The following is a 23,728-nucleotide window of genomic DNA, read 5'->3' as shown; positions in this document are numbered from 1 at the left end:
TATTTAATTGCATCCGCATCCGCCACCGCTTTTACCGGCATTCGCCCCTGATGCTCCCTCTCTGTAAGACTGGAAGCTCAATTCTGTCTTTTCAGTTTTTCGGTTAGACAGTGCCATTTCAGAGTCGTTAATTTTGTTTTTCTGGTATTCTTTTATGGGAGAGCATGAAATGAAAAACACACTCGCCATGACACCTAATAATAAGTACTTCATCTTCTTTAATTTAAATTTATCTGTTTGGAGGTAAACAGATTGTTATTATCATCTATAATAATACAGTGTAGGTGGGGTATCTGGTTTACTAAATACAATCCTGCTTTTATACCCATAACGGCAATAGGGGTAGCCATAGCGTCGGCAAACTCTGCATTTTCACTTATTACTGTTACACTTTTTATACCCGCAATCGGTAAACCCGTTTTAGGGTCAATAGTATGCGAATACTTTTTTCCGTCTATCATAACATACTTTTCATAATTCCCTGAGGTAGCCACAGCTTTACCGGATATATCTAAATAAGAAAATATGCGTTCCGGGTTTTCCGGGTTTGATATTCCTATTCGCCAAGGTTTTCCTGTAGGCTGCATTCCCCATGCGGTAAGGTCGCCACTCGCATTTATTATGCCGCTGGTTACATTGTTTTGGGTAAGCAGTCTTTTAGCCATTTCTGCAGCGTAGCCTTTACCAATCCCCCCGAAGCCTATCCGCATTCCCTTTTCTTTCAGGAAAACAGTACACTTTTCAGGATTCAGGATTATGTTATTGTAGTTTATTAAATGTACACTCTTTAAAGCCTGCTCTTTGGTGGGCAATGTTTTCATTGACTTATCAAAATTCCAGAGCCTTTTATCAATACCGCCATAACTGATATCAAATGCGCCCTGTGTTATTTTTGATATGTTTATGCTTCGCGCTATTAAGTCATACACTTCTTTATTTACAGTAACAGGCTGTATGCCTGCATTGTCATTTATCAGGCTGGTTTGGCTGTCTTCGCTGTAAGTAGTCAGCAGTTTTTCAATCCTCTTTATTTCATTTACAGCAGTATCAATATAGTTCATGCCCTTTGTTTCACTCTCTGCAACAATAGTAATGGTAAAATTATTACCCATTAGTTTTAATGATTTTGAGTAATCCTGCATGTGCTTTTGTGTCCGGTTTTTATGATAAGGGTTATTTGTATTGTCGGCAAATGCCTTCAACTTCTTTCACCCATCCATCAACTGATGCTGTGGGTTTTCCCTGCCATTCTTTTAGTACTTTTCCATTGGCATCTATTAGCACGGTAAAAGGGAAATAGCCTTTTTTGTTATACATTTCTGCTACGGCTTCATTCTTTTTAACTTGTTCGGGTGCAAGCTGGTTTTTCTTTTTTCTCGGAAAGTCAGCATTTACCAGTACTAAATTCTTTTCAGCCATTTTTTTAAAGGCATCATTTTCAAAATATTCTCTTTTGGTTACTATGCACGGAGCGCACCAGTCAGAACCCGAAAAGTTTAATAGTATAAGCTTGTGTTCATTCTTTGCAGTTTTTTTTGCTGCATCAAAATCAGTACCCCATTGCAAAGGGAGCAATGCGATAAAAAGGATTGCTAAAAATTTCATATTATTCTGTGTGTATTTATTTTGTTTAAGCTTAGTAACGTATAAAGTTACTCATAAAGTATTATGGAAAGTATGCTTGCAGTTAATATTAATTTAGACTGATTCAGCACTCAAAAAAGGGGGTAAACAAAAAGCAGCCATTTGGCTGCTTTTTGTTCTGTATTACTGTAAAATAAAATACTAAAGGTTTCCGCTTTTAGCTTTTTCGTCATGGCATGATTTTTTGCCTTCGCCGGAGCAACATCCTTTTTTATCGCCACTTTTATCTTCAGAGCAAGATTTTGCTTTTTTAGCTTTCTTAGCTTTTTTGGCATCTTTTGCCTCTTTCTTTTTTTCAGGCTCTTGGTCAGTTATATAAAGTTGCGCTTTGTCGCCTGAATTTTTTACATCAGATACTTTATATGCACCATCGGCAATATGCTCTACAGTTTCAACAAGCTTTTCAGGAGTTTGCTTTGCCGCGTCAAATGATATGGTTGCTGTCTCGCTGTCAAAATCTACTTTGGCTTCCTGTACACCGTCAAGCCCTGCAAGTTTATTTTCAATCACTTGGGCACATCCCTGCGGGCAGGTCATACCACTTACTTTAAAAGTTGTGGTTTCAAGGTTGGCAGCGGTTTCTTCGCCTGCTGTATTTTCAATGGGAGGAGTGTCGCTTTCGCCTTCGGCAGGAGCTTCGTTAGCAGTGTTCTTACAGCTTACAAAAAGTAGTGCCGCAATGGCAAACAGGGAAATATTCTTGACTAAATTCATTGTATTATTGTATTAAGTTTTGTTATAAATTACGCTTATGTGCGTGGATTACAAATTTATGAAAAAACGTTTGTTATCCCGTTTTATTATCAGAATTTTGAAGCAAAAATAATTTATGAAGTCAGTACACCTAAAATGGTATCTTCTTATCCTATTGTCGCTTACTTGGGGGAGCTCTTTTATCCTTATAAAACGCGGACTTGTGGGGCTTACGCCTTTTCAGTTAGGTTCGCTCCGTATTATATTCAGTGCGCTGTTTTTGCTGATAATAGGTTTTAAGAGCTTAAAAAAAATACCGAAGCCTAAATGGAAGTATTTAATGCTTACGGCATTGTTCGGAACGTTTTTGCCTGTGTATCTTTTTTCTGTAGCGCAAACAGAGATACACAGCTCCATAAGTGCGATATTAAACTCCCTTACACCACTGGGTACTTTAATTATTGGGGCTGCCTTATTTGGGGTACAGTTTCAAAAACGCCAGCTTTTTGGGGTGCTCATAGGGCTTGTGGGGTGCACACTGCTCATTTTTAAGGGTGCTCTTGATAATCCGAATCAAAATTATTATTATACCTTGTTTGTTGTAGTGGCTGCCACATGCTACGCTACTAACGTAAACCTTATTAAAAAGCACCTGTCAGATGTTAGTCCGCTTAGCATTACTGTGGGTAACTTTGCGGTAATGCTGTTGCCTGCTTTGGTAATATTGTTCTTTTCAGGCTTTGCTGATGTAGCTGCCGAGCCCGAAACGCTGCACGCTATGTTTTTTGTGGCTATACTGGGTTTAATAGGTACGGCATTAGCCAATATTGTTTTCTTTAAACTGATACATATATCATCGCCCATATTTGCTTCTTCGGTTACTTATATGATTCCTGTTGTGGCATTTGGATGGGGCTTGTTTGATAACGAGTCGTTATCATTACTGCAAGTGCTGGGTGCAGCTATAATTTTGCTGGGTGTGTACTTTTCTTCTAAGAAATAATTTTTTACAATAATAATCGTTATGTTTGTTATAGTGTACAAATTAAAAAGTCCGAAGTTTTTATTGGTACATTATAATCATTTAATAATTAATATAATATTCCAACTATGAAAAATTTTTTATTGTGCTTATCTTTAAGCGTGTTCTTTATGTCATGTTCTGAAGAATCGAATTCTTTAGAAAGTAATAACAATAATTTGAATGATGAACTTAAGGCAAAATCTGCTACAGCAATAGTTGACTTGACGCCTTTGTATATAAACATGATTGAATCTTCCGAGTATAAAGTTTTAACAGCAAAAAATAAAGTATTTATTGAAAAACTAAATTTTGATAATAGTATAGAGTTAAAAGAAGAAGAGGATTTGATAAACTGGGCAGAAACTAACATACTTAGAACTGATTTTTCAGACTTGAATGAGTTTACAAATAGTTGGGATGAAATTAAATCGCTACATGCTGTTGTATATGCGAATCATAAATCGTTTTACTCTGAGCTATTCTCTGCTTATCCAAATATAAATATCGATTTGCCAATAGATGATAATGACCCAAATGCAAATTGTCCTTGTTGGTCACAATTGACTTTATGTGAACATAGTGCCAGTCAAATGAATACATTAGCAATATTTGGATCATATATTATTAGTGGTACTACGGGTAGTAGTCTTGATACTTTACTTGCTCTTAATGAAACAGTATATCAATCAAATCAAAATGCTTGTAATGATACTTACGTTAATTGTATGAATAATTGTGAGTAATTTTTTCTACTTAGTGAAGATTATAAAGGCTGCCCATTTGGGCAGCCTTTACTTTATATTATAATCTAAGTTGTAATTTCTTATTGGAAATCAGCATCGGTAACACCTTCGTTAATTTTTGCTTCATTAACAGTAAGCTCTACTTCAATTCCTATATTTAAAGCTGTTTTGAATGGTATTTTTATGCCTTTAACATCGCGATAATCGCTGTATGGAGTAACTAACACCATTTGTCCATTAGGACCTTCGACAGATTCTGATTTGGCTACCTTAAGGCTAGTTTTTACGTCATAATACATAGTCCTTTCACCATCAGTAATTGCATAAGCTTCACTACCGTTAATGGTCTCGATACCTGATATTTTAAGGTTTGCATCATCTTTTAACTTAAGTTCAGGGATTGGATAAGCGTATTTTTTAAGTTCAGCTATTTCATCAGCTTCAAGATCCATTTTCTGACCTTGACCTGTCTGGTATCCTGTAGTACCATTAAACACCCTTTTTCCTCCTTGCCCCATAACGCTCATAGACTCTACCAGTTTGTTGTCAATAGAAACTTTCTTAGAAACTTCGAGTCTCATACCTTGCACAGACCCTGAAGCCGATAGTGATAATGACTTAACTGCACTTACGGCTTTTTCTCCACCAATAGCTTTTATGTAATCTGCCATTACCGTTTTGGAGGTAACTCCGGCAGGAACAGGTTTGTTAACTACAGGCTTGTCTGTTTTTTGTCCCCATTTGTCAAAATAGAATATTGGCAGTTTAGTGCTTTCTAATCCGGCTAATACGTCTGCAGCTTTACCTACAACTACAATTCTTGCTTTATCGGCAAGGAAGAATTTTTTGGCAGCGTTTCTTACATCCTCAGGAGTTACGGCATTAATATTCTTAATGTAGTTTTCGTAGAAATCCTCAGGAAGGTTTTGCGTTTGTGTTCTTAGTGCATAATTTGCTACTGTAGATGGTTTTTCCATCTGCATTACAAAGTTGCCTATGTACTTTGCTTTTGCGTTTTTAAGGTCTTCTGCAGAAACAAGGTCGTTTCTCATTTTCTTAACTTCGTTAAGAATTTCTGTAATAGCACTATCAGTAACAGCATTTCTTACCGATGTAGATGCGCTGAACGATGTTACATATTTACCTGAACCTATAGATGAATAGGCACCGTATGTCCATGCGTGAGCTTCACGTAGGTTAAGGAAAAGTCTTCCTTCGCCGCCACCGCCAAGTATCTGGTTGGCAAGTAATGCTGCAAAGTACTCTTTGTCAGTCATTTTAAGGTTAACCACATTTACAACAGATATTTCACTTTGTACTGCATTTGGCATATCTACAAAGTTTATCTGTGTGTATTGTACATCTTTAGGGTCGCTGTAGCTAATATTTGGTGCAGTGTTTGGCGTCCAGTCTTCAAAAAGCTTTTTAACTTGTTTTTTAACGTCTTTCACTTTTACATCACCTACTATTACTAGGTATGCTTTTTCAGGAACAAAATATGTGTTATAGTTTGCTTTTACATCGGCAAGAGTAACATTGTTTAATGTTTCTTCGCTAAGGTATTCTCCTTTAGGATGGCTTTTGCCATATACAAGTACATCGGTTACTCTTGAAGCTACAGCAGGAACGCTTTTTTCGTCAGATTTAAGTGCTTCTATAATTTGCGCTTTTTGCTTGTCAAACTCTTCTTGGGTAAATTTAGGGTTTAGTGCACCGTCTGCCATAAGCTCCATTATCCTTTTTGAATATTTAGATAATCCGTTTGCAGATGCTCCTTCTGCCCAGAAGTTAATGTTTGCTCCTAAAAAGTCAACCTCTTCATTAAATGCATCTTTAGACATTGTGGTAGTACCGCTGCCCATAAGTGCGCTTACCATATCGGCTACTCCTTTTTTACTGCCTTCGGCATAAGGAGCGTTGTCCATAGTAAGGGTATAGGATACTCTTGGCAGTTTGTGGTTTTCTACCACAAGTACTTTAAGTCCGTTTTTAAGTGTAAAAGTTTCAGGTTTGCCAACATTTACCGTAGGAGCGGGTCCCGGTTTTGGCATTTGTCTGTCTTGTGCCTGCATAGTAATGGTTAAGAACAAGCCGGCTAATATATATATAACTTTCTTCATGATATTTTGTTACTTAGTTTTGTGCTTTGTCTTTAGCTGGTACATAGTCAAGTATTAACCTTTGGTTAGGGTTAAGGTATTTTTTGGCTACGTCTCTTATTTCTTCTCTTGTAATAGAACGGTAAATGTCTATTTCAGTATTAATAAGGTTAACATCACCATACAGCATGTAATATGTAGCAAGGTTACTTGCAATACCTTCTACGCTTGAGTTACTGTTTACATAGTTACTTTCGTAAATGTTTTTCAGCTTTTCGAATTCTTTTTCAGAAATAAGCTCTTTCTGCAGCTTTACAATTTCTTCATCAGCTTCTTTAATTAAATCTTCCGATGTAAATCCTTGCATTGGTATGCCATATACTATATACAAGCCATAATCTTCCTGACTGTAGTTGAAAGCTCCCATTTGTAGAGCCATCTTTTTGTCATCAACTATCTTTTTGTACATTCTTGAGCTTTTACCATCACTAAGTATAGTAGAAATCATATCTAAAACTCTTGCTTCTCTTGTTTTCATAGAGGGAGTTCTGTATGAAGCAACAACCATTGGAAGTTGTATGTTAGGATCCTCATATGTAGCACGAAGCGTTTGTGTAATAGGCTTTTCATCAAATGTTTTGCGGTTAACCGGTGCTCCTTTTGGTATTGGTGCAAAATATTGGTTTACCCATTTTTTTGTCTGGTCAATATCAAGGTCGCCTGCTATAACAAGTACAGCATTGTTAGGTACATAATATTTTTTGTTAAAAGCCCTAAACTCTTCAAGTGTTGCAGCATCCAGGTGATCCATAGACCCGATGGTTGCCCAACGGTATGGGTGGTTTACAAACATGTTTCTTTTCACCTCTGCAATTAGGTTACCGTAAGGCTGGTTATCTACACGAAGCCTTTTTTCTTCTTTTACTACCTCATTTTGTGTATCTACACCAATTTGGTTAATAACAGGGTGCATAAGCCTTTCTGATTCCATCCAGATGGCAAGCTCCAAATTGTTGGAAGGGAATACTTCGTAGTAGTACGTTCTGTCGTCAGAAGTGTTGGCATTGTTATTACCGCCATTGGCAGTAACTATTTTAAACCACTCACCACGTTCGATGTTTTCAGTACCCTCAAACAACAAGTGCTCGAAAAAGTGTGCAAAACCTGTTCTTTCAGGATTTTCGTCTTTAGAACCAACGTGATACATTACTGAAGTAATAATAACAGGAGCGGTTTTGTCCTGGTGCAGGATAACATGCATCCCGTTGTCTAAATCATATTCCTCAAATGCTACTTGTTGGGCCGATGCTACTCCGCCAAGCATGAGAAGTGAGCCCAAAGCCATTAAAGATTTTCTCATAAAAATTAATAATTATTTTGATTTTGATAATTGGTACGCAATTTCGGCATTTTGTTACAATAAATCTAAGAAATTTTTCATGAATTGATTGTCAGTGGGTTATAATTTTTATTTTTACTGTAAAATTTACTATAAAGTATTGACCGATTAATAAATAGTTGTATATTTGCAACCTTAAAAATTTATAATAAACCATATTGTTATGTACGCAATCGTAGAGATAGCAGGGCAACAATTTAAAGTTAGCAAAGACCAAAAGGTTTACGTTCACCGTTTAGAAGGTAATGAGGGAGATGCAATTACATTTGCAAAAGTTCTTTTACTTGATGATAACGGTACTGTAACCATAGGCGCCCCGGCTATAGAAGGTGCTTCGGTAGAAGCCAAAGTGTTACAACACTTAAAAGGAGATAAAGTAATCGTTTTCAAAAAGAAAAGGAGAAAAGGTTACAAAGTTAAAAACGGACACCGTCAGTCTTTAACTCAAATTGCTATTTCGGGCATTACTATGCCGGGAGCAAAAAAGAAAGCGACTAAGAAAGCAGCAACGGAAGAAACTGAAACTGCTGAATAATATTAACAATTAAAACTAAAACATCATGGCTCACAAGAAAGGTGTCGGTAGTTCTAAGAATGGTAGAGAATCAGAATCGAAACGTTTAGGTGTTAAGATTTATGGTGGTCAGGCTGCCATTGCCGGTAACATTATAGTTAGGCAAAGAGGTTCTAAGCACAATCCGGGTGAAAACGTTTACATGGGTAAAGATCATACCTTACATGCAAAAGTTGACGGTGTTGTGAAATTTCAGAAAAAAGGAGATAATAAATCTTTTGTATCTGTAGTTCCATTCGAAGCTTAAGACATAAAAAAAGAAAAATCCATATAAAAACCCCGTTCTCATAAAAGAGCGGGGTTTTTTTATAATATTTCAGCTCCTTACAAAAGCTCTAATAATACAGAAATAAGCATAACCATAACAAAGTGCAGCAAAAACAATTTGCGCTCCTGATCTTTAAAGAACGTATAGATCATAAAAACAATATTAATAACCGCTAAAGCATAGGCAACAGTGCTTAGCCCGGGAAAATGCTTGTTGTTTACCGCAATTAATGAGGTTCCTATAATAGCGGCTATAATAAGCGACGACATTATGTTTACTCCTGTTTGTTTTGTTTCTATACTTATCACAGTAGCTATTATTTTTACAGGAGTAAAATAAAGCCCTATTATACCTCCAACTATCATATAGGTATTTACCCCAAGTGCCTCTTTCCTGAACAGGAAAAATGCCAGTGTAACAATTATGAGCAGAAATACCTCATAATATCTTTTAATTGTATTCATGTGCTTAATAATTTTTAAGGGTTATTATTTTTAAAAATGCCTCCCGATTTATTTCTCTTGCGCCCAAGCTTTCTAAATGGGCATTATGCACCTGGCAGTCCAGCAACCTGTAGTTTTCCTCTTTTAGTTTTTGCGCCAGTGCTATAAATGCTGCTTTACTGGCGTTAGATACTCTCGAAAACATACTTTCGCCACAAAAAACAGTGCCTAAATCTATTCCGTACAATCCGCCTACTAAAACGTCCTCCTGCCATACCTCTACTGATTTTGCATAGCCCATTTCGTGCAGTTTTACATAAGCGGCTATCATATCCTCTGTTATCCACGTGCCGTCCTGCCCATTCCTTTGTATAGTGCGACAGTTGGCTATTACCTCCCTAAAAGCGGTGTTATAAGTAATCCTGAAAACACCGCGATTAATTATATTGCGCATACTTTTAGAAATTTTCAGCTCTTCAAAAAAAAGCACCATACGCTTTGGCGGACTCCACCATAATATTGGCTCATCATCTTCAAACCAAGGGAATATCCCGTTTCTGTATGCCAGTAATAACCTTTCGGGCGACAGGTCTCCGCCAACGGCTACAATACCCTCCGGAGAGGCGGTAGTAACAGACGGAAAATAAAGTTCGCGCGAAAGAAAATACATAGTTAATTAAATTTTAAATAATTATCAAATTTATAAAATTGTTGAATTGTAACGGTCGTTTATTTTAATTAACAATGAAAATTAATAAGGCATATTTCTTACATTAAAAAATACATAAAAAAGAAACAGTATAATAAAAATGATTATACCTTTCAGAGGTTAAATCATAACAATATTTTCGATGAAATATTTTATTGTTGTGCTGTTTCTATTGCTAAATAAAACAGCTTTCTCGCAGGTATTTAATATGGAAAAAGATACTATACAGATGGAGGAAGTATTTTTAAAAAAAGAGCTTACCAAGTATCGGCTGAAAACAATAAAACTGAAAGGGCAATGCTATTATGCCGAAGATATGTGGGATACTTATGAGATAGTAACACTGCTGGAAGATTTGCCCGAAGGCTATTTTGAATCCATATCTTTTACTTTTAACGGATTATACACCTCCTATAAAGAACAATTGGAAAAGTTTAAAGCAACCGAGCTTGAACTGGTGGTATATGAAGTTAATGATAACAACACCGCAGGCGATAGGATAGTGCATGAAACCAAATTGATACATATAGGTAAGGAATATATAGGCAAGGTGGATGTAGATGTTTCGGGATTGAACATCAGGACTCAAAACCGACTTTTTGTGGGGGTAAGGCGAGTATCAGGCAATGGGGTTAAAAATGAGTTTTCTATCAGTTGCCTTTGCAACGGTCAGGATAAATACATTACACTAACACGTATTAATGAAACTTCTGCCTGGAAACGCCGCTGGGAGTGCGCTGCGCTGCAAGTAGCTGTTAGCATACAAGTGGCTCATTAGTGTGAATAAATCTTTTTAAAACGATTATTAGTTGTGATGTTTTTTTATATTTGAAAAAGGATATCCAATTTAAATTATTTACTAATCAATTAATTATCAAAATGAAAACATTTAAATTTTATGGTTTTATTTCGTTAGTGGCTTTTGGGCTATTAATATTTTCATGTAGTGCTAATGAAGAGGCTACGGACAAAAGTTCTGAATATATGAGTATTAATACTAATACTGATAAGGTTGTTTATAGCCAAAAGAGCGCCAGTTTTGAGAAAATTGTAGGGACGTATGATATTGATGGCAATATCACTATTACGGCGGACACGCTGGAATTAAAGACCATTTTTCAAAATGATTTGAAGAGCAATGGTATCAACACAACATTAGATAAAATTGAAATACGGAAAGGCATTGTTGGAGGTACTACTGATGAATATTTTTCTTTAATAGCCCATAATAATGACAGTACTGTATATATTGCAACGCAGGTATTTCCTTCACCTTCATTAGTAAGGACGCTGATAGTAATGATGAGGTCTAATGGTTTTTTTGACACAACATGTACCTGTAATGGGTGTAGAAGAGGCTGTACTCCAAATGTTTTTGAAAATGATCAGCATAGGTTTGAATGGGAATGTACTGCATGTCAGGTTGGTGATGCTAACGATTGCAGAAAAACAGTTACTGAAAAGGCTTAAATTTTTAAAATAGCAGAAAAAGAAAACCCCGAAATATTGTTTCGGGGTTTTTAATATAACCTTATATGTTTTTCTTATATTTTTTTAGAAAGGTAAATCGTCGTGATCTTCCTCTTTAAAGTTTGTTGCCGGCTCAAAAGAGTCTTGCGGACTTGGCATGGGCGGTGCAGCCTGGTAGCCGCCACCTGCCGGTGCTTCAGGTTGTAGTTTCTCTATTCTCCAACCCTGTATCGAGTTAAAGTATTTGGTTTCGCCCTGAGGGTTTACCCACTCCCTGCCACGCAGGTTAATCGATATTTTTACAGGTTCGCCCACATTATAGCTATTCAGCAGGTCGCACTTATCTTGTGTAAACTCTACCATAATATGTTGCGGATATTGCTCGTCAGTAGTAACTACTACCTCTCTTTTTCTGAATCCGTTGCTACCAAATGTTTTGGTTTCATCAATCATCTTAATTCTTCCTGAAACTTCCATAATTTTCCTTGTTATTTTCTGCCGGAGGCAGCTATCATTAATATATTAAAAATCTTTTTCTGCCAAAAGCACTTTCCATGCTTTCAGCACTTCGTTATTATCAAGGTATTGTTTTGCTTTTTTATATTTTTTATCGGCATCATCAGCACTAAGCAGCGCTTTTATTTCAAAATCTTCTTTTATAAAAAGTTCAATTTCATTGTCATCAGGCAATAACTCTACATTGCCCAGCTTGCCCAAATCGTTACCGTTAAAAACACCGCACTCTTTTACAAAATCAGGAATATTATCTACTCCTATGCCCAGCGTGGTAAGCGGTTTTTCTACCTCAAATAGTCCTTGATTGGCACGGCTGTACCAGTTGCCACCCATGCGCGACACCAAGTCAATTTTGTTTTGGTCTATAGCACCATTATCGTCCAAAATGGCTTCATCCACATGTATTTTTACTACTTCGCAGATGATTAGATTACCGGCACCGCCCTGATCGCCTAATGCAATAATATCGTTTACCTTACACTCAAATTGTACAGGCGATTCTTTAACCCTAAAAGGTTTTACCCTATCGCTTGGTATCATGGTAAGCCCTGCTTTTTCAAATTCGTTAACGCCCTCGCTATATTCAGTACTCGATAACGATGCCTGCTGTACAATAGCATAGTTTACAACATTAATAACTACCTCGCGGTTCAGTTCGGCATTTATAAGTGTATGCTTAATAGTATTGTCCCGAACCCTGCGTGCCGGCGAAAACACCAGTATAGGCGGGTTAGCGCTAAACACATTGAAAAAACTGAATGGCGATAGATTAGGCACGTTATTCCTGTCCAGCGTGCTGGCAAAAGCTATGGGTCGCGGACCTATTGCGCCTTGCAGATAGCCTTGCAGTTTGGCGGTAGGTATTTCTTTAGGATCAATACTAAGCATTACAGTTAATGTTTTGTACAAATATACTTTTTCTGCCAGTACTAAAAAACGGCTGTTCGAAATTTAACCCTGTATGTTAATAACTAATACTAAAATGATTTGCCCTGCGTTACTACCGTTGCTGCTTACTTGGCATAGCTAACTTTTACTATCTTTAAGCCTCAAAATATATTGTATGCAATTTTCAGATAAAAGGAGCATTATCCGTTCAGTAATTATAGTTAGCTCATTTCTTATTGTTATTCTCATTATCTGGAACACCTATTATATGTTCCAGATTTTTAAAGATGAAGAGCGCATGAAGATGGAGCTTTGGGCTAATGCTACAGAGGCTTTGTTTAGCCCTACCGACGATAAAGCACTTGAAACACTTAATGATATTACTAACAAGAATACAACGATACCCATAATATTAACCGATGCTAATGGAGTAATATTAAATTCAAAAAATATAGATTCAACTATTTTAGATGATAATATTATTAAAGATTCCGTTAGAGCTTATGGACTGTTAGAACAATTTAAATCTGCCGATAATCGTTTAACGGTGGAGTACTTGCCGGGAGAAGTTCAATATGTTTATTACGGCAACTCAACAGTATTGAATGTCCTTAAATACTATCCTATAGCTTTAGTACTCATTATAGTGCTTTTTGGGGCGGTAGTATATAACTTTTATCGTGCTACAAAAGCCGGTGCCCAAAACAGGCTTTGGGCAGGTATGGCTAAGGAAACAGCCCACCAGATAGGTACACCGCTATCATCATTACTGGGGTGGATAGAGATAATGAAAGCCGATAATGTAGATGAAACTACTGTGACCGAAATACAGAAGGATGTGGATAGGTTGCAAACTATTGCCGAGCGTTTCTCTAAAATAGGCTCAGAGCCTGCACTTGAAACCTGCGATATTGTACAGGAAACCGAAAAATCTTTCGAATACCTGAAAACAAGAGCTTCTAAACAGGTTGAGTTTAATTTTTCGGCACCCGATTATCCTATTACAGTAATGCTTAATCCTGAACTGCATAGCTGGACAGTAGAAAACCTGGTAAAAAACGCCATAGATGCCATGAGGGGTAAGGGTAAGCTGGATGTAATAGTAGAGGATCGTGAAAAATATGTAAAGATTAAAGTTTGCGACTCCGGTAAGGGTATGGTAAAGGGACAGTTTAAAAAGGTTTTTGAACCCGGTTTTACCACCAAAAAAAGAGGGTGGGGGCTTGGGTTGTCATTAACCAAACGTATTGTGGAGGAATACCATAAGGGCAAAATAAAAGTATTATCGTCCGAAGTAGGCAAGGGTACTATTATGCAGGTTAGTTTTCCTAAGCAATAAAAAAAGCGGGATATTAATCCCGCTTTTTTATTATATGTTATCAGTTTATACTTATGGATTTTTAGCATAGACTTCACGAACATTATCTTCTTCTCCGTCGCCGTCAAAATCATATTGGCTTTCTATATCAAGCTTATCTTCGGTAAGTTCTTTAATTGTAAAAGTTTCAGTAACATCTCCCAATGTTACAGTAATCTGCCTCCCGTTTAATGTATAGTTGCCTTCTGTTGTAACAAATGTACAATTAACGCTTTGTACTGTTCTATATATATCCTGCGCTTCACCGGTGATAAACTCAATATAGTCATATTTGATAACATTGTTACACGTTTCGTTTTCATGTCCTATTGTCTCACCATTAACGATATAATAGGAGTTATACCATTTTTGAGTCAGGTTTTCGGTATCCACAACCACTTCAACATCATCATCAGAACATGATGCAAAAAGCATAGCTACTATAGCAAATGCAAATAATTTAATTTTCATAATAAATAAATATAAATTTTTTGCAATGTTAATCATTTTCTAACAAATGAATGTTAAGACATTGAAAAATATAAAAGCGGGATTAATATCCCGCTTTTTACATATATCAGTTGGCAATTACCTCATTATCTGTACGACAGATAATGTTTTTACAGATTTTTTTTAATACTGCTTGCCAAGGTCTCAAACTCTTCTTTTTCCAGCTTCACTTTGTTGATGAAACGCATTTCGTCCATTTCGTTAAGCGGAATAAGGTGTACATGCACATGCGGCACTTCCAGCCCTACAACAGCCATGCCCACACGTTTGCAGGGTACTGTTTTCTCTATAGCATTTGCCACTTTATAGCTAAACTGCATCAAACCGAGATACAGTGCTTCATCCATATCAAAAATTTTGTTTATCTCCTTTTTAGGAATACAAAGCGTGTGTCCCTTAGCATTAGGATTAACATCCAAAAAAGCCAGGAAGTTATCATCTTCGGCTATTTTATAAGCAGGGATTTCACCATTTATAATTTTTGTGAATATAGAACTCATACTGTGGTTTGGTTTTAGTGTTCGTCTCTCCTTATTTCAAGCACTTCAAAATTAAGTGTGCCGTTGGGCACTTTAATCTCGGCAACTTCGCCAACAGATTTGCCCAAAAGTCCTTTGCCTATAGGCGATGTAACAGATATTTTACCCGCTTTAAGGTTCGCCTCGCTTTCGGCAACAAGGGTATAGGTCATTTCCATGCCATTGGCTTGGTTCTTAATTTTTACGGTAGAGAGCACTAAAGCTTTCGTAAGGTCAAGCTGCGACTCATCTATAAGCCTTGCGTTGGCAAGCAGTTCTTCCATTTTAGAGATTTTAAGCTCCAGCAATCCCTGTGCCTCCTTGGCAGCGTCATATTCTGCATTTTCAGATAAATCTCCCTTATCCCTTGCCTCCGCTATAGCCTGAGATGCCTTGGGTCTTTCTATACTCTTTAGCTGATCCAGCTCATCTCTTAATTTTTTTAATCCTTCTGCTGTGTAGTAAGATACTGTACTCATAACTTCATTATTTATATAAACAGAAAAAATCCCATTCAAGACGGGATTTCTTTCTGCAAAGATAATATTTTTTTAATATGTCTGTTTATTATTGTGTGCAATAGCACTTGTCAAAGTTAATTAATTTAAATTTGTTTCATAATTATTAAGTAGAAATTTATGAGTATAACTAAATATATTTTAGTGATTTTACTATTTCCGATATTTTTCGGTTGCAGCAATGATACTGTTAATAACAACAACAGGTATTTGCCCAATTATAATTTTTCCATTGATATTAATATGGATTTACCGCTCTATACCAATTTGCAGTTTACAGGAAACCCTGTTTATATAGACCAGGCGGGTATAGGTATTACCGGAGTTTTTGTAATGAATACCGGAAGCGGTTATGTAGCTTATGAAGCTACCTGCCCCAATCAGGAAATAGCATCATGTTCTGCCATGACGCTAAATGGTATTAATGCCGTGTGCCCGTGTGATGATGCGGAATACAGCCTTTTTAACGGGCAGAGTGAAGGAAAGGAGTTTCCCCTAAAACCGTATAGCATACAGATAATCAGCCCTACTGTAATAAGGGTGTATAATTAAAAATCCTGCCGCTTTACAGCGGCAGGATACTTTTGTGAAGTATTTTACCGTCTTAAAATTTAAGGGTGGCACCTACTAAAAAGTTGATGCCTGCCTGCGGGTAGTAGTAAGGGTCGCCATACATATATCCGTTAGATACATACTCTTCATCAAAAATATTATTTATCAATCCGCTAAATACAATACCTTTAAATATCGATTTTGTTTTAAGCTCATAGGTAATATTCAGGTCGCTTACAAAGTAGCTGTCCAGTTTAGCATTGCTTGACTCGTAGTTGTCCATAAACTGCTCTCCTACAAATTTTGAAAGTAAGGCTACCTGAAAGTTTTTAGCAGGAATATAAATTAACTGGTTGCCCGCTATAATGCTTGGTGAAAAAGCAATTTCAGTATTCCCTATGTTTTCAGGACCATTGTCACCTTCGTTATAAAAATCTACATTTTTGTTGTCGCTTAGTGCCACGTTAGGTCGCAACACCCATTTATCCGTAAGGAATAGGGTTGCATCTGCTTCCAGTCCCAGCCTGTAGCTGTCGCCGCTATTAGCATATATGGGCGAGCCTACATCATTAAGTGCGCCTGTTAGTACCAACTGGTCTTTATAGCGCATGTAATATCCGTTTATATTCACATAATTCCTGCCTGACTTGTATCGCCAGCCCAACTCAAAATCGTTAAGTTGTTCCGGTTTTGTGCTGCCACTTTCATAATCGGTACGGCGCGGCTCTTTATTAGCGCGGGCGTAAGAGAAATAGATACTGTTATTATTGTTTGCTATATACGTAAGACCTGCTTTTGGATTAAAAAAGTTAAAGGTATCATCTACAGGTATGGGTGCAGCGGCTTCTTCCAGTACATTGCTGGCTTTGTAGTTTACAGTACGGTACTGCATATCGGCAAACAGGCTAAATTTGTCAGTCAGGCTGTAATTTGCTTTTGCAAAAACATTAAAGTCCGTTTTGTCGGCATCATTATCATAATACCTGTCATAAGGCTGTACACCCGCCGAGTTTCTTGCCCAAATAATATTGCCAAAATGCTCGCCTTCATACTTGTTCCATGCACCGCCAAACACAACATCCAAACCATTGTTTTTATAGTTAGCAGAGAACGTAGTGCCGTAAAAATCGTTATCCAGCCACTTGCGCGTAATAAGGTCAGAGCCCGGAGCAAGCTCGCCATAATAGTCCACAATCTCTGTAGCTCCAATACCCGGATATCCTGCTACCGGTACATTATCGCGATAGTTTTCATAATATCCTTTGCCTATGGTATAATGCAAGGCAATGTTGGTATTCCAGTTATTACTTAGCTTTTCATTCCAGTGTAGCTGGTAATGATCTTGCTGATAGTTGTCAACTTCATCATCATAATAGCGTATGTTGCCATTAATATCCGTATAAATTCCTGATGAGTTAAAACGTCTGTCGCTCTCCAGCGTAGCGGCATCAATACCGTTCCATGCCTGGTAGGTGCGCTCCTGACCGCCAAATACTAAGGCTTTTATTAAGGTAGAGCCATGTACGTAGGTTCCTTGCAGGAAATACGACTTCAGGTCAGATTCCGCCCTGTCAATATATCCGTCAGAAGCAATGTTAGATACACGTCCTGCTATTTCAAAACGGTCATTCATCAGTCCTGTGCTGAATTTTACAGTATGCTTACGCGAATTGAAACTACCGAAAGAGTTAGAAATTTCACCACTGGCTTCGTTGCTGTACCCATCGGTAAGCAGATTAAGGCTTGCGCCAAATGCACCTGCACCGTTGGTAGATGTGCCCACACCGCGTTGTAGCTGTATGTTCTCTACCGATGAGGCAAAATCGGGCATATTAACCCAAAATGTACCGTGCGATTCGGCATCGTTATACGGTATTCCGTTCAGGGTAACGTTTACCCGGCTGGCATCGGCACCACGCACGCGTATGCCGGTATAGCCTATACCATTACCGGCATCGGTAGTGGTAACTACTGACGGCAGATAGTTAAGCAGCATAGGGATATCCTGTCCTAAGTTACGCGGGGCAAGCTCCTCTTTGCTAATGTTGCTAAACGTTACGGGTGTTTGTGCCGTTACACGTACCGCCTGTACCAATACTTCTTCCAGTTTGTACTGCGCTACTTTTACAGAGTCCTGCTCGGGTGTTGTTTGTGCAACAGTTCCTATTGCAGAAAGGCTTAGTGCTAACAGGTAACTATTTTTTTTCCTGTTGCATTGTTTGAATAAAAGTTTCATCCGTAAATAATTTTTACGAATAAAAGGGGCAATTATTCCTGTGGTTAATAATTAATAAAATGATATTTGGCTTTAAAAACAGCAGCGTGCACTCTGTTGTCTTTTGCCTTTTTCCCTTGGCAGCATTACCCGCCCAGGTTCTTTGGGTATGATCTCAGCCCGTTTATTTAGGGCACCCCTTTGAGACGCTGCAAAAGTAATAAACTTTTTTATTTTTGGAGGCTTAGATTTTCAGAATATTAGATTTTTCAGATTATCGGGATTAATAAAGGTCTTTTATCTCTCATCTTTCATCTCATATCTTAATCAATATTCAGGCGGCTTGCGCAACTGCTTTTTCTCCGAAAGGGTCTTTTTGTTCTTTAATCGTTTCTTGATAACCGATTTTGGTATTCGGGTAGGTTTCCTTTTTTTGGGCACTATAAGAGCATTGTCCATAATTTGAATGAAACGCTTAATAACAATATCCTTATTGCGGAGTTGACTGCGGTCTTCGTCGCAATTTAATATCAAAACGCCATCATTAGTAAGGCGGTAGGCAAGGTTGGTTGTTGCCAGCAGCTTTTCTTCATCCGTTAAGGCTTTAGATTCTTGCAGGTTATAGCTAAGCACTACCTTACTGGCTACTTTATTTACATTTTGCCCGCCTGCGCCACTACTGCGAACGGCTTTAAAATCAAGTTCCTGTATGATGAGTTCTCTGTCCATTTAAACAATTTAGCGTTTAGATTTCAGATTTCAGAAATTGGAATTAATCTAAAATCTTTTATTGTGGCTGGTGTGCCGGCTTTAATAAATCGTTTACTGTTTTTACAGGACTAAAGGTTTCCAGCGGTACTTCTACAAATACCGTTATCCATCCTGCCATAGCACCATTCCATAGTCCGGGCAGTTCAAATGATTTCACATCTTTACCCAAGCGGTTTTTAGTTACTATAAACCCTGTATTGGCATCTATGTACTCATTTAGGTTAAAATATTCGCCTTTATAATTTTTTAATCCGCATACCAAGTCAACAGGGTTAAAGTGAGTGGATTGTGAGAAAATCAGTTTTTGGTTGGCATTTTCCATATCTATCTGCGAACTTTCTACAATTTGCAGCGAAAGCTTCCCTTTTTCTTCTTCTACCCAAAACGGACCTCCGCCCGGCTCGCCTTCGTTTTTTACCATGCCACATACCCGTATAGGGCGGTTAAGGAGCTGGCGCGCATATTCTACTTTGTTTTCGTGCGTAAATTTTGATACATCGGCAGGTATGTGCTGCGAAAGTTGTTCTTTGGCAAAAATAAATATCTCGCTTACCTCTTCTTCTGTAAGGTTGCCTTCATCTATACGTTCAAGGTATATAAATATTTGCTCCTGTAGTTCTATAAGTCCTCCGGCAAGTGCTTTTTTGTATAACGATATGGTTTCGATATTGTTATGGCTCACATTGTCTATGTTTTTTACAAAAACAATATCAGCCTCCAGGTGGTTCAGGTTTTCTATAAGTGCACCGTGTCCTCCCGGTCTGAATAATATAGCCCCGTTATCTTCTCTAAACGGCACATTCTCCATATCTACAGCAATAGTATCGGTTTTTTTATGCTGGTATGAAAAGCTGAAATCAATGCTTGTGCCTGATTCTTGTTCTATAGCCTCCTTTGATGCTGTTATGGCATCCAGAAAACCATCAAGATGTTCTTCGGATATGGTAAAGTGTACATTGGTTTTGTTTTGCGATTCGGCATAGGCAACACTTTCTTTAAGATGCTCGCATACGGGCGTAGCGGTAAAGCCATCGTACTGATGAAAGGGCAATATGCCTTTTGGTTTATTGGCAAAATCGAACCTTTCATCCTGTAACATGGTTTTTATAAAGTTGTATGTACGTGTGCTTTTGCTCCACTCGTTATAATCTGGATTTTCTTTTACAACATTCATTATGGCTTTAAAAAACGGAAACTTATCCAGCCCTACCAAAAAGGTATTCAATGCTGTTTCCTTTTTCCTGTTTATGTAGGCATTTATGGTATCCTCTTCAGGATTAAAGTCCATTATAAATTCGTTCAGGAATTTAAACATTCGTGTTGCCGCCCCCGATGCGGGTACAAATTTGGTAAGTTTAAAGTTGTCTTTTTTACTCTCAAAATAGACAGCATAGTCTTCTGCCGATTTTACAGGCAATTTAAAAATCCCGTCATTTATTACGGCAGGTTTTTTCAGGGCTATTTTCCCGATACCGTTTTTAAAAGTGGTTAGCTGATATTCTATTTTCTCGATGCTTATGCCTCTGTTGCATATATCGGTATAATCTTTTATGGTAAAGCCCAAAGCCAGTGCCTTTTTAAGGTCGTCAATAACATCATTTGCTTCATCGGTAAGCATGTTTTCATAGGCTGTAATAATGATGTAATTAGTGCCTTTTTTGTTTAATATGGCTGTAAGGTTTTTCACCGTTACATCATCGGCATCGGTAACGGTAATTATTATTAGCCTGTCTTGAGCAAATTTGTTTTTTCTGGTTAGCGCGGTTTCAAGGTCAAAACTTTTATAGGTAACCTCAATAGCATTTCTACTATCAGGAATTTCCTGTATTGCAAGGGTTTCTGCAATCCTTTGAGCCGTTTTTGCCGCTTGGGCATAAATAGTAACGGCTATGGTGTTGTAATCGTGTTTTGTAATGTTTTTTTCCATGAAAAATAACCTATAAATGCAACAATAGTTAAAAATATGCTCAGCATACTGGTAAAGGTATATCCTTTTAAAAAGAATAGGGGGATGGCAATAATATCGCCTACAATTAAAAAGATCCAGTTTTCCAGTTTACGTTTGGCTAAAAGCCACATGCCAATAAAAAACAGACCTGTAATAAATGTATCAACATATGCCCACCAGTATGTAAATTTATCAAAATATAAATAAACAGCCGATACAAATATAACCGAACCCATAAATATCTGTATGCACACATTGTTATCTTTACTTGTCATTTTTGATATTTTTAGAGTGTTTTTGTTATTTTTATCTTTCCTGCTCCACAGCATCCACCCGTATATACTCATATAAAAATAATAGGCATTAATTATCATATCGCCATAAAGGCTGCCTTCATATAGCAGATAGACATACAGTGCCGTGCTTACCAAACCTGTAGGATATACCAGTATGCTGTTTCTTGCCGAAAACACTACGCTAAGTGCGCCAAATGTGGTGGCTATAAGCTCCAGTGTTATAAAAAGGGTAGAATAATCTTTGTATTGACTGAAAAGAAAATCGAAAATATCGGTCATTTATTTATGTGCTTTACAAATTAATTGCTTCAAAACTACAGACTAATGTAAAGCCTTCTATTTCTTCAAATAAAAAAGTATAGTTATTGTTCATTTTTTCAAAAGTTACGGTCGCTGTGCCGTTCGTATCTTCAAGTGTAAATGCATCAACATCAATATGCTGCTTAAAGCTGATGCCCGGCAGTGATATCATTTTAAATAGTGCCTCCTTTACACCCCATATCACGGTAAGCATTCTGATGTAGTCGTTTTGCTGTTCCGGATTCAGGTAACTAAATTCAGAACTGCAAAACTTGTGGGCAATCTTTATTATCTTATCACGGCGCATTTCCATATCGATACCCGTGTTACGGCTGCTTATAATAATTGCCGAAAAATCGTGAGAGTGGGTAATAGATATATTTTTTCCATCCCTGAGGTGTGGTTTGCCGTCATTAGCATAATAAAGGTCAAAATCACTATAGCCCGCTTCTTGCAACAGCATCCGCACACTCAAAAAGCCCCTTTGATGCTGTTCGCTTTTCATTCCCTCTACACGCGCCAGGCACACATCTTTCAGGCGTACCTGCTTAAAAAGGGTATCATGGCTTTCGGTAATTTGCCATACTAATAATTGGGTATCGTTGTTTATGGTAACAGATTTGTATAAAGGCATGGGGGTATTTATGGGTGGTAAAAATTCACTTTATTGTTTTTCAAATATTTATCGCTTTCAACAATGTTTAAATTATTCTTAAAGCTGGGTGGTTATACAGGAATTCGTTATTTTTGCATAAATTTTTGCTAATACAAATATACAATATTCATGAGTACTAAGACTGTGCCCTACGTGGCTTACAAAGTAAAAGATATTTCCCTTGCAGAATGGGGCAGAAAAGAGATAGAACTTGCAGAGGCTGAAATGCCGGGACTGATGGCACTTCGTGAGGAGTATAAAGATGAGCAACCCTTAAAGGGTGCACGCATTGCAGGATGCCTGCACATGACGATACAAACGGCTGTGCTTATAGAAACTCTTGTGGCTCTTGGTGCTGAGGTAACGTGGAGCTCTTGCAATATATTCTCTACACAAGACCATGCTGCGGCTGCTATAGCGGCTGCCGGAATATCCGTATATGCTTGGAAAGGACTTAACGAAGAGGAGTTTGACTGGTGTATAGAACAAACGCTTTTCTTTGGCGAAGACCGCCAGCCGCTTAACATGATTCTTGATGACGGGGGCGACCTTACTAATATGGTATTCGACCGTTTTCCTGAGCTTGCAGCAGGAATAAAAGGACTGTCTGAAGAAACTACAACAGGAGTACACCGCCTTTACGAAAGGATGAAAAACGGTACGCTTGTAATGCCCGCTATTAATGTAAACGACTCGGTTACAAAATCAAAATTTGATAACAAATACGGTTGTAAAGAAAGTGCTGTTGATGCTGTGCGTCGTGCTACCGACCTTATGCTTGCCGGTAAAAGGGTAGTAGTATGCGGTTATGGCGATGTGGGTAAAGGTACTGCCGCTTCCTTTAGAGGAGCAGGCTCTATCGTTACCGTTACCGAGATTGACCCGATATGTGCATTACAGGCAGCTATGGACGGTTATGAAGTAAAAAGGCTGGATACCGTTATTGGTAATGCTGATATTGTGATAACCACTACAGGTAATAAAGATATTGTGGTAGGACGCCACTTTGAGATGCTGAAAGATAAAACGGTTGTGTGTAACATAGGTCACTTTGATAATGAAATTGACATGGCTTGGTTAAACAAAAACCACGGAGCGAGCAAAGTGGAGATAAAACCACAGGTAGATAAATATACTATAAACGGTAAAGATGTTATCATTCTTGCCGAAGGTCGCCTTGTAAACCTTGGTTGTGCTACAGGACACCCAAGTTTTGTAATGAGTAACTCGTTTACCAACCAAACATTGGCACAAATAGAACTTTGGAAAAACAGCGACAGCTACGAAAACAAAGTATATATGCTGCCTAAACATCTTGACGAGAAAGTAGCAGCGTTACACCTTGAAAAACTGGGTGTAGAGCTTGAAGTGCTTAGAGAAGACCAGGCTGCTTATATTGGTGTTGAGGTACAAGGACCATTTAAGCCAGAGTATTACAGATATTAATCAGATCGCAGGATTTTTAGATCCTTCGATTGTTAGAAATATAAAAGCCCCGCATTTGCGGGGCTTTTATATTTCGGTTTTTATATATATTAAAGTATATTAAAGTATATTAAAGTATATTAAAGTATATTAAAGTATATTAAAGTATATTAAAGTATATTAAAGTATATTA

27 protein-coding genes are annotated in these 23,728 nt (G+C 37.7%); 9 read left to right on the top strand and 18 right to left on the bottom strand.

Translation table 11 applies throughout. The annotated features are described in order from the left end of the window. Positions 1-3 precede the first annotated feature (3 nt). The 4 genes from E0W68_RS12585 to E0W68_RS12570 all read right to left on the bottom strand — a co-directional run bounded on the left by E0W68_RS12585 (position 4) and on the right by E0W68_RS12570 (position 2,358). Complete coding sequence (locus E0W68_RS12585; protein WP_135219795.1) at positions 4-213, bottom strand: DUF4266 domain-containing protein; 210 nt, start codon at positions 211-213, stop codon at positions 4-6. A gap of 5 nt (positions 214-218) precedes the next feature. After that, positions 219-1,142: an FAD:protein FMN transferase gene (locus E0W68_RS12580; RefSeq protein ID WP_135219794.1), complete on the bottom strand. Its 924-nt coding sequence runs from the start codon at positions 1,140-1,142 to the stop codon at positions 219-221. A gap of 31 nt (positions 1,143-1,173) precedes the next feature. Then, positions 1,174-1,605 carry a thioredoxin family protein gene (locus E0W68_RS12575; RefSeq protein ID WP_135219793.1) on the bottom strand — a complete coding sequence of 144 codons (432 nt, stop codon included), beginning with the start codon at positions 1,603-1,605 and terminating at the stop codon, positions 1,174-1,176. A gap of 180 nt (positions 1,606-1,785) precedes the next feature. Next, entirely contained in the window at positions 1,786-2,358 is a 573-nt protein-coding gene (locus E0W68_RS12570) for a heavy-metal-associated domain-containing protein (RefSeq protein WP_135219792.1), read from the bottom strand. A gap of 115 nt (positions 2,359-2,473) precedes the next feature. On the opposite strand from E0W68_RS12570, the gene E0W68_RS12565 reads away from it, so the two are divergent. Beyond that, complete coding sequence (locus tag E0W68_RS12565; protein ID WP_135219791.1) at positions 2,474-3,340, top strand: DMT family transporter; 867 nt, start codon at positions 2,474-2,476, stop codon at positions 3,338-3,340. A 107-nt stretch (positions 3,341-3,447) separates the two neighbouring features. Continuing rightward, positions 3,448-4,104, top strand: coding sequence for a hypothetical protein (locus E0W68_RS12560; protein ID WP_135219790.1), 657 nt, complete (start codon positions 3,448-3,450; stop codon positions 4,102-4,104). 80 nt (positions 4,105-4,184) lie between these two features. Here the strand turns inward: E0W68_RS12560 and E0W68_RS12555 are convergent, their stop codons facing one another. Together E0W68_RS12555 and E0W68_RS12550 are read right to left on the bottom strand one after the other, a co-directional pair. Then, positions 4,185-6,224: a M16 family metallopeptidase gene (locus tag E0W68_RS12555; protein WP_192824560.1), complete on the bottom strand. Its 2,040-nt coding sequence runs from the start codon at positions 6,222-6,224 to the stop codon at positions 4,185-4,187. Positions 6,225-6,237: 13 nt separating this feature from the next. Continuing rightward, entirely contained in the window at positions 6,238-7,563 is a 1,326-nt protein-coding gene (locus tag E0W68_RS12550; protein WP_135219789.1) for a M16 family metallopeptidase, read from the bottom strand. 202 nt (positions 7,564-7,765) lie between these two features. On the opposite strand from E0W68_RS12550, the gene rplU reads away from it, so the two are divergent. Continuing rightward, positions 7,766-8,137, top strand: coding sequence for a 50S ribosomal protein L21 (rplU, locus tag E0W68_RS12545; protein WP_135219788.1), 372 nt, complete (start codon positions 7,766-7,768; stop codon positions 8,135-8,137). A gap of 25 nt (positions 8,138-8,162) precedes the next feature. After that, on the top strand, positions 8,163-8,423 hold the full coding sequence (gene rpmA, locus E0W68_RS12540) for a 50S ribosomal protein L27 (RefSeq protein WP_023573269.1): 261 nt from the start codon (positions 8,163-8,165) through the stop codon (positions 8,421-8,423). A gap of 77 nt (positions 8,424-8,500) precedes the next feature. On the opposite strand, the gene E0W68_RS12535 is transcribed toward rpmA, so the two are convergent. Together E0W68_RS12535 and aat are read right to left on the bottom strand one after the other, a co-directional pair. Continuing rightward, positions 8,501-8,908, bottom strand: a complete 408-nt coding sequence (locus E0W68_RS12535) for a hypothetical protein (RefSeq protein WP_135219787.1) — start codon at positions 8,906-8,908, stop codon at positions 8,501-8,503. 4 nt (positions 8,909-8,912) lie between these two features. Continuing rightward, positions 8,913-9,557, bottom strand: coding sequence for a leucyl/phenylalanyl-tRNA--protein transferase (gene aat, locus E0W68_RS12530; RefSeq protein WP_135219786.1), 645 nt, complete (start codon positions 9,555-9,557; stop codon positions 8,913-8,915). A 181-nt stretch (positions 9,558-9,738) separates the two neighbouring features. Between aat and E0W68_RS12525 the strand changes: the two genes are divergently transcribed. Both E0W68_RS12525 and E0W68_RS12520 read left to right on the top strand, forming a co-directional pair. Continuing rightward, positions 9,739-10,374: a hypothetical protein gene (locus E0W68_RS12525; RefSeq protein WP_135219785.1), complete on the top strand. Its 636-nt coding sequence runs from the start codon at positions 9,739-9,741 to the stop codon at positions 10,372-10,374. A gap of 101 nt (positions 10,375-10,475) precedes the next feature. Beyond that, positions 10,476-11,066, top strand: a complete 591-nt coding sequence (locus E0W68_RS12520) for a hypothetical protein (RefSeq protein ID WP_135219784.1) — start codon at positions 10,476-10,478, stop codon at positions 11,064-11,066. Positions 11,067-11,150: 84 nt separating this feature from the next. Here the strand turns inward: E0W68_RS12520 and E0W68_RS12515 are convergent, their stop codons facing one another. Beyond that, the gene (locus E0W68_RS12515; protein ID WP_135219783.1) at positions 11,151-11,543 is read right to left on the bottom strand and encodes a DUF3127 domain-containing protein; all 393 of its coding nucleotides are present in this window, start codon (positions 11,541-11,543) and stop codon (positions 11,151-11,153) included. A 45-nt stretch (positions 11,544-11,588) separates the two neighbouring features. Next, positions 11,589-12,470, bottom strand: coding sequence for a flavin reductase family protein (locus E0W68_RS12510; RefSeq protein WP_135219782.1), 882 nt, complete (start codon positions 12,468-12,470; stop codon positions 11,589-11,591). Between the two features lie 175 nt (positions 12,471-12,645). Between E0W68_RS12510 and E0W68_RS12505 the strand changes: the two genes are divergently transcribed. Continuing rightward, a complete protein-coding gene (locus tag E0W68_RS12505) occupies positions 12,646-13,809 on the top strand; it encodes a sensor histidine kinase (RefSeq protein ID WP_135219781.1) in 1,164 nt (387 codons plus the stop codon). Positions 13,810-13,860: 51 nt separating this feature from the next. Here E0W68_RS12505 and E0W68_RS12500 read toward each other — a convergent pair whose 3' ends face one another. The 3 genes from E0W68_RS12500 to greA all read right to left on the bottom strand — a co-directional run bounded on the left by E0W68_RS12500 (position 13,861) and on the right by greA (position 15,334). Next, the gene (locus E0W68_RS12500) at positions 13,861-14,298 is read right to left on the bottom strand and encodes a lipocalin family protein (RefSeq protein ID WP_162845840.1); all 438 of its coding nucleotides are present in this window, start codon (positions 14,296-14,298) and stop codon (positions 13,861-13,863) included. 149 nt (positions 14,299-14,447) lie between these two features. Next, positions 14,448-14,837 (bottom strand): HIT family protein, encoded by a 390-nt coding sequence (locus tag E0W68_RS12495; RefSeq protein ID WP_135219779.1) that lies wholly within the window; start codon positions 14,835-14,837, stop codon positions 14,448-14,450. A 14-nt stretch (positions 14,838-14,851) separates the two neighbouring features. Further along, entirely contained in the window at positions 14,852-15,334 is a 483-nt protein-coding gene (gene greA, locus E0W68_RS12490; protein ID WP_135219778.1) for a transcription elongation factor GreA, read from the bottom strand. A 183-nt stretch (positions 15,335-15,517) separates the two neighbouring features. Between greA and E0W68_RS12485 the strand changes: the two genes are divergently transcribed. Further along, complete coding sequence (locus E0W68_RS12485; RefSeq protein WP_235831835.1) at positions 15,518-15,925, top strand: Rieske (2Fe-2S) protein; 408 nt, start codon at positions 15,518-15,520, stop codon at positions 15,923-15,925. Between the two features lie 52 nt (positions 15,926-15,977). On the opposite strand, the gene E0W68_RS12480 is transcribed toward E0W68_RS12485, so the two are convergent. The 5 genes from E0W68_RS12480 to E0W68_RS12460 form a co-directional block, all read right to left on the bottom strand. After that, the gene (locus E0W68_RS12480) at positions 15,978-18,161 is read right to left on the bottom strand and encodes a TonB-dependent receptor (RefSeq protein WP_135219777.1); all 2,184 of its coding nucleotides are present in this window, start codon (positions 18,159-18,161) and stop codon (positions 15,978-15,980) included. A gap of 306 nt (positions 18,162-18,467) precedes the next feature. Next, positions 18,468-18,869 carry an alternative ribosome rescue aminoacyl-tRNA hydrolase ArfB gene (arfB, locus tag E0W68_RS12475; protein WP_135219776.1) on the bottom strand — a complete coding sequence of 134 codons (402 nt, stop codon included), beginning with the start codon at positions 18,867-18,869 and terminating at the stop codon, positions 18,468-18,470. A gap of 58 nt (positions 18,870-18,927) precedes the next feature. Then, complete coding sequence (locus E0W68_RS12470; protein ID WP_135219775.1) at positions 18,928-20,838, bottom strand: DUF4301 family protein; 1,911 nt, start codon at positions 20,836-20,838, stop codon at positions 18,928-18,930. Next, entirely contained in the window at positions 20,799-21,434 is a 636-nt protein-coding gene (pnuC, locus tag E0W68_RS12465) for a nicotinamide riboside transporter PnuC (protein ID WP_135219774.1), read from the bottom strand. Before pnuC ends, E0W68_RS12470 begins: the two co-directional genes overlap by 40 nt. Before the next feature lie 13 nt (positions 21,435-21,447). After that, on the bottom strand, positions 21,448-22,089 hold the full coding sequence (locus E0W68_RS12460) for a 4'-phosphopantetheinyl transferase family protein (protein WP_135219773.1): 642 nt from the start codon (positions 22,087-22,089) through the stop codon (positions 21,448-21,450). 150 nt (positions 22,090-22,239) lie between these two features. On the opposite strand from E0W68_RS12460, the gene ahcY reads away from it, so the two are divergent. Beyond that, complete coding sequence (gene ahcY / locus E0W68_RS12455) at positions 22,240-23,556, top strand: adenosylhomocysteinase (RefSeq protein ID WP_135219772.1); 1,317 nt, start codon at positions 22,240-22,242, stop codon at positions 23,554-23,556. The last annotated feature ends 172 nt before the right edge of the window (positions 23,557-23,728 follow it).

The sequence above is a fragment of the Flavobacterium salilacus subsp. salilacus genome, assembly GCF_004634195.1.
In the GTDB taxonomy this organism is placed as follows: Bacteria; Bacteroidota; Bacteroidia; order Flavobacteriales; family Flavobacteriaceae; genus Flavobacterium; species Flavobacterium salilacus.
The sequence above is the reverse complement of the archived record's forward strand: the minus strand, read 5'-3'. Positions and strand labels throughout refer to the sequence as shown.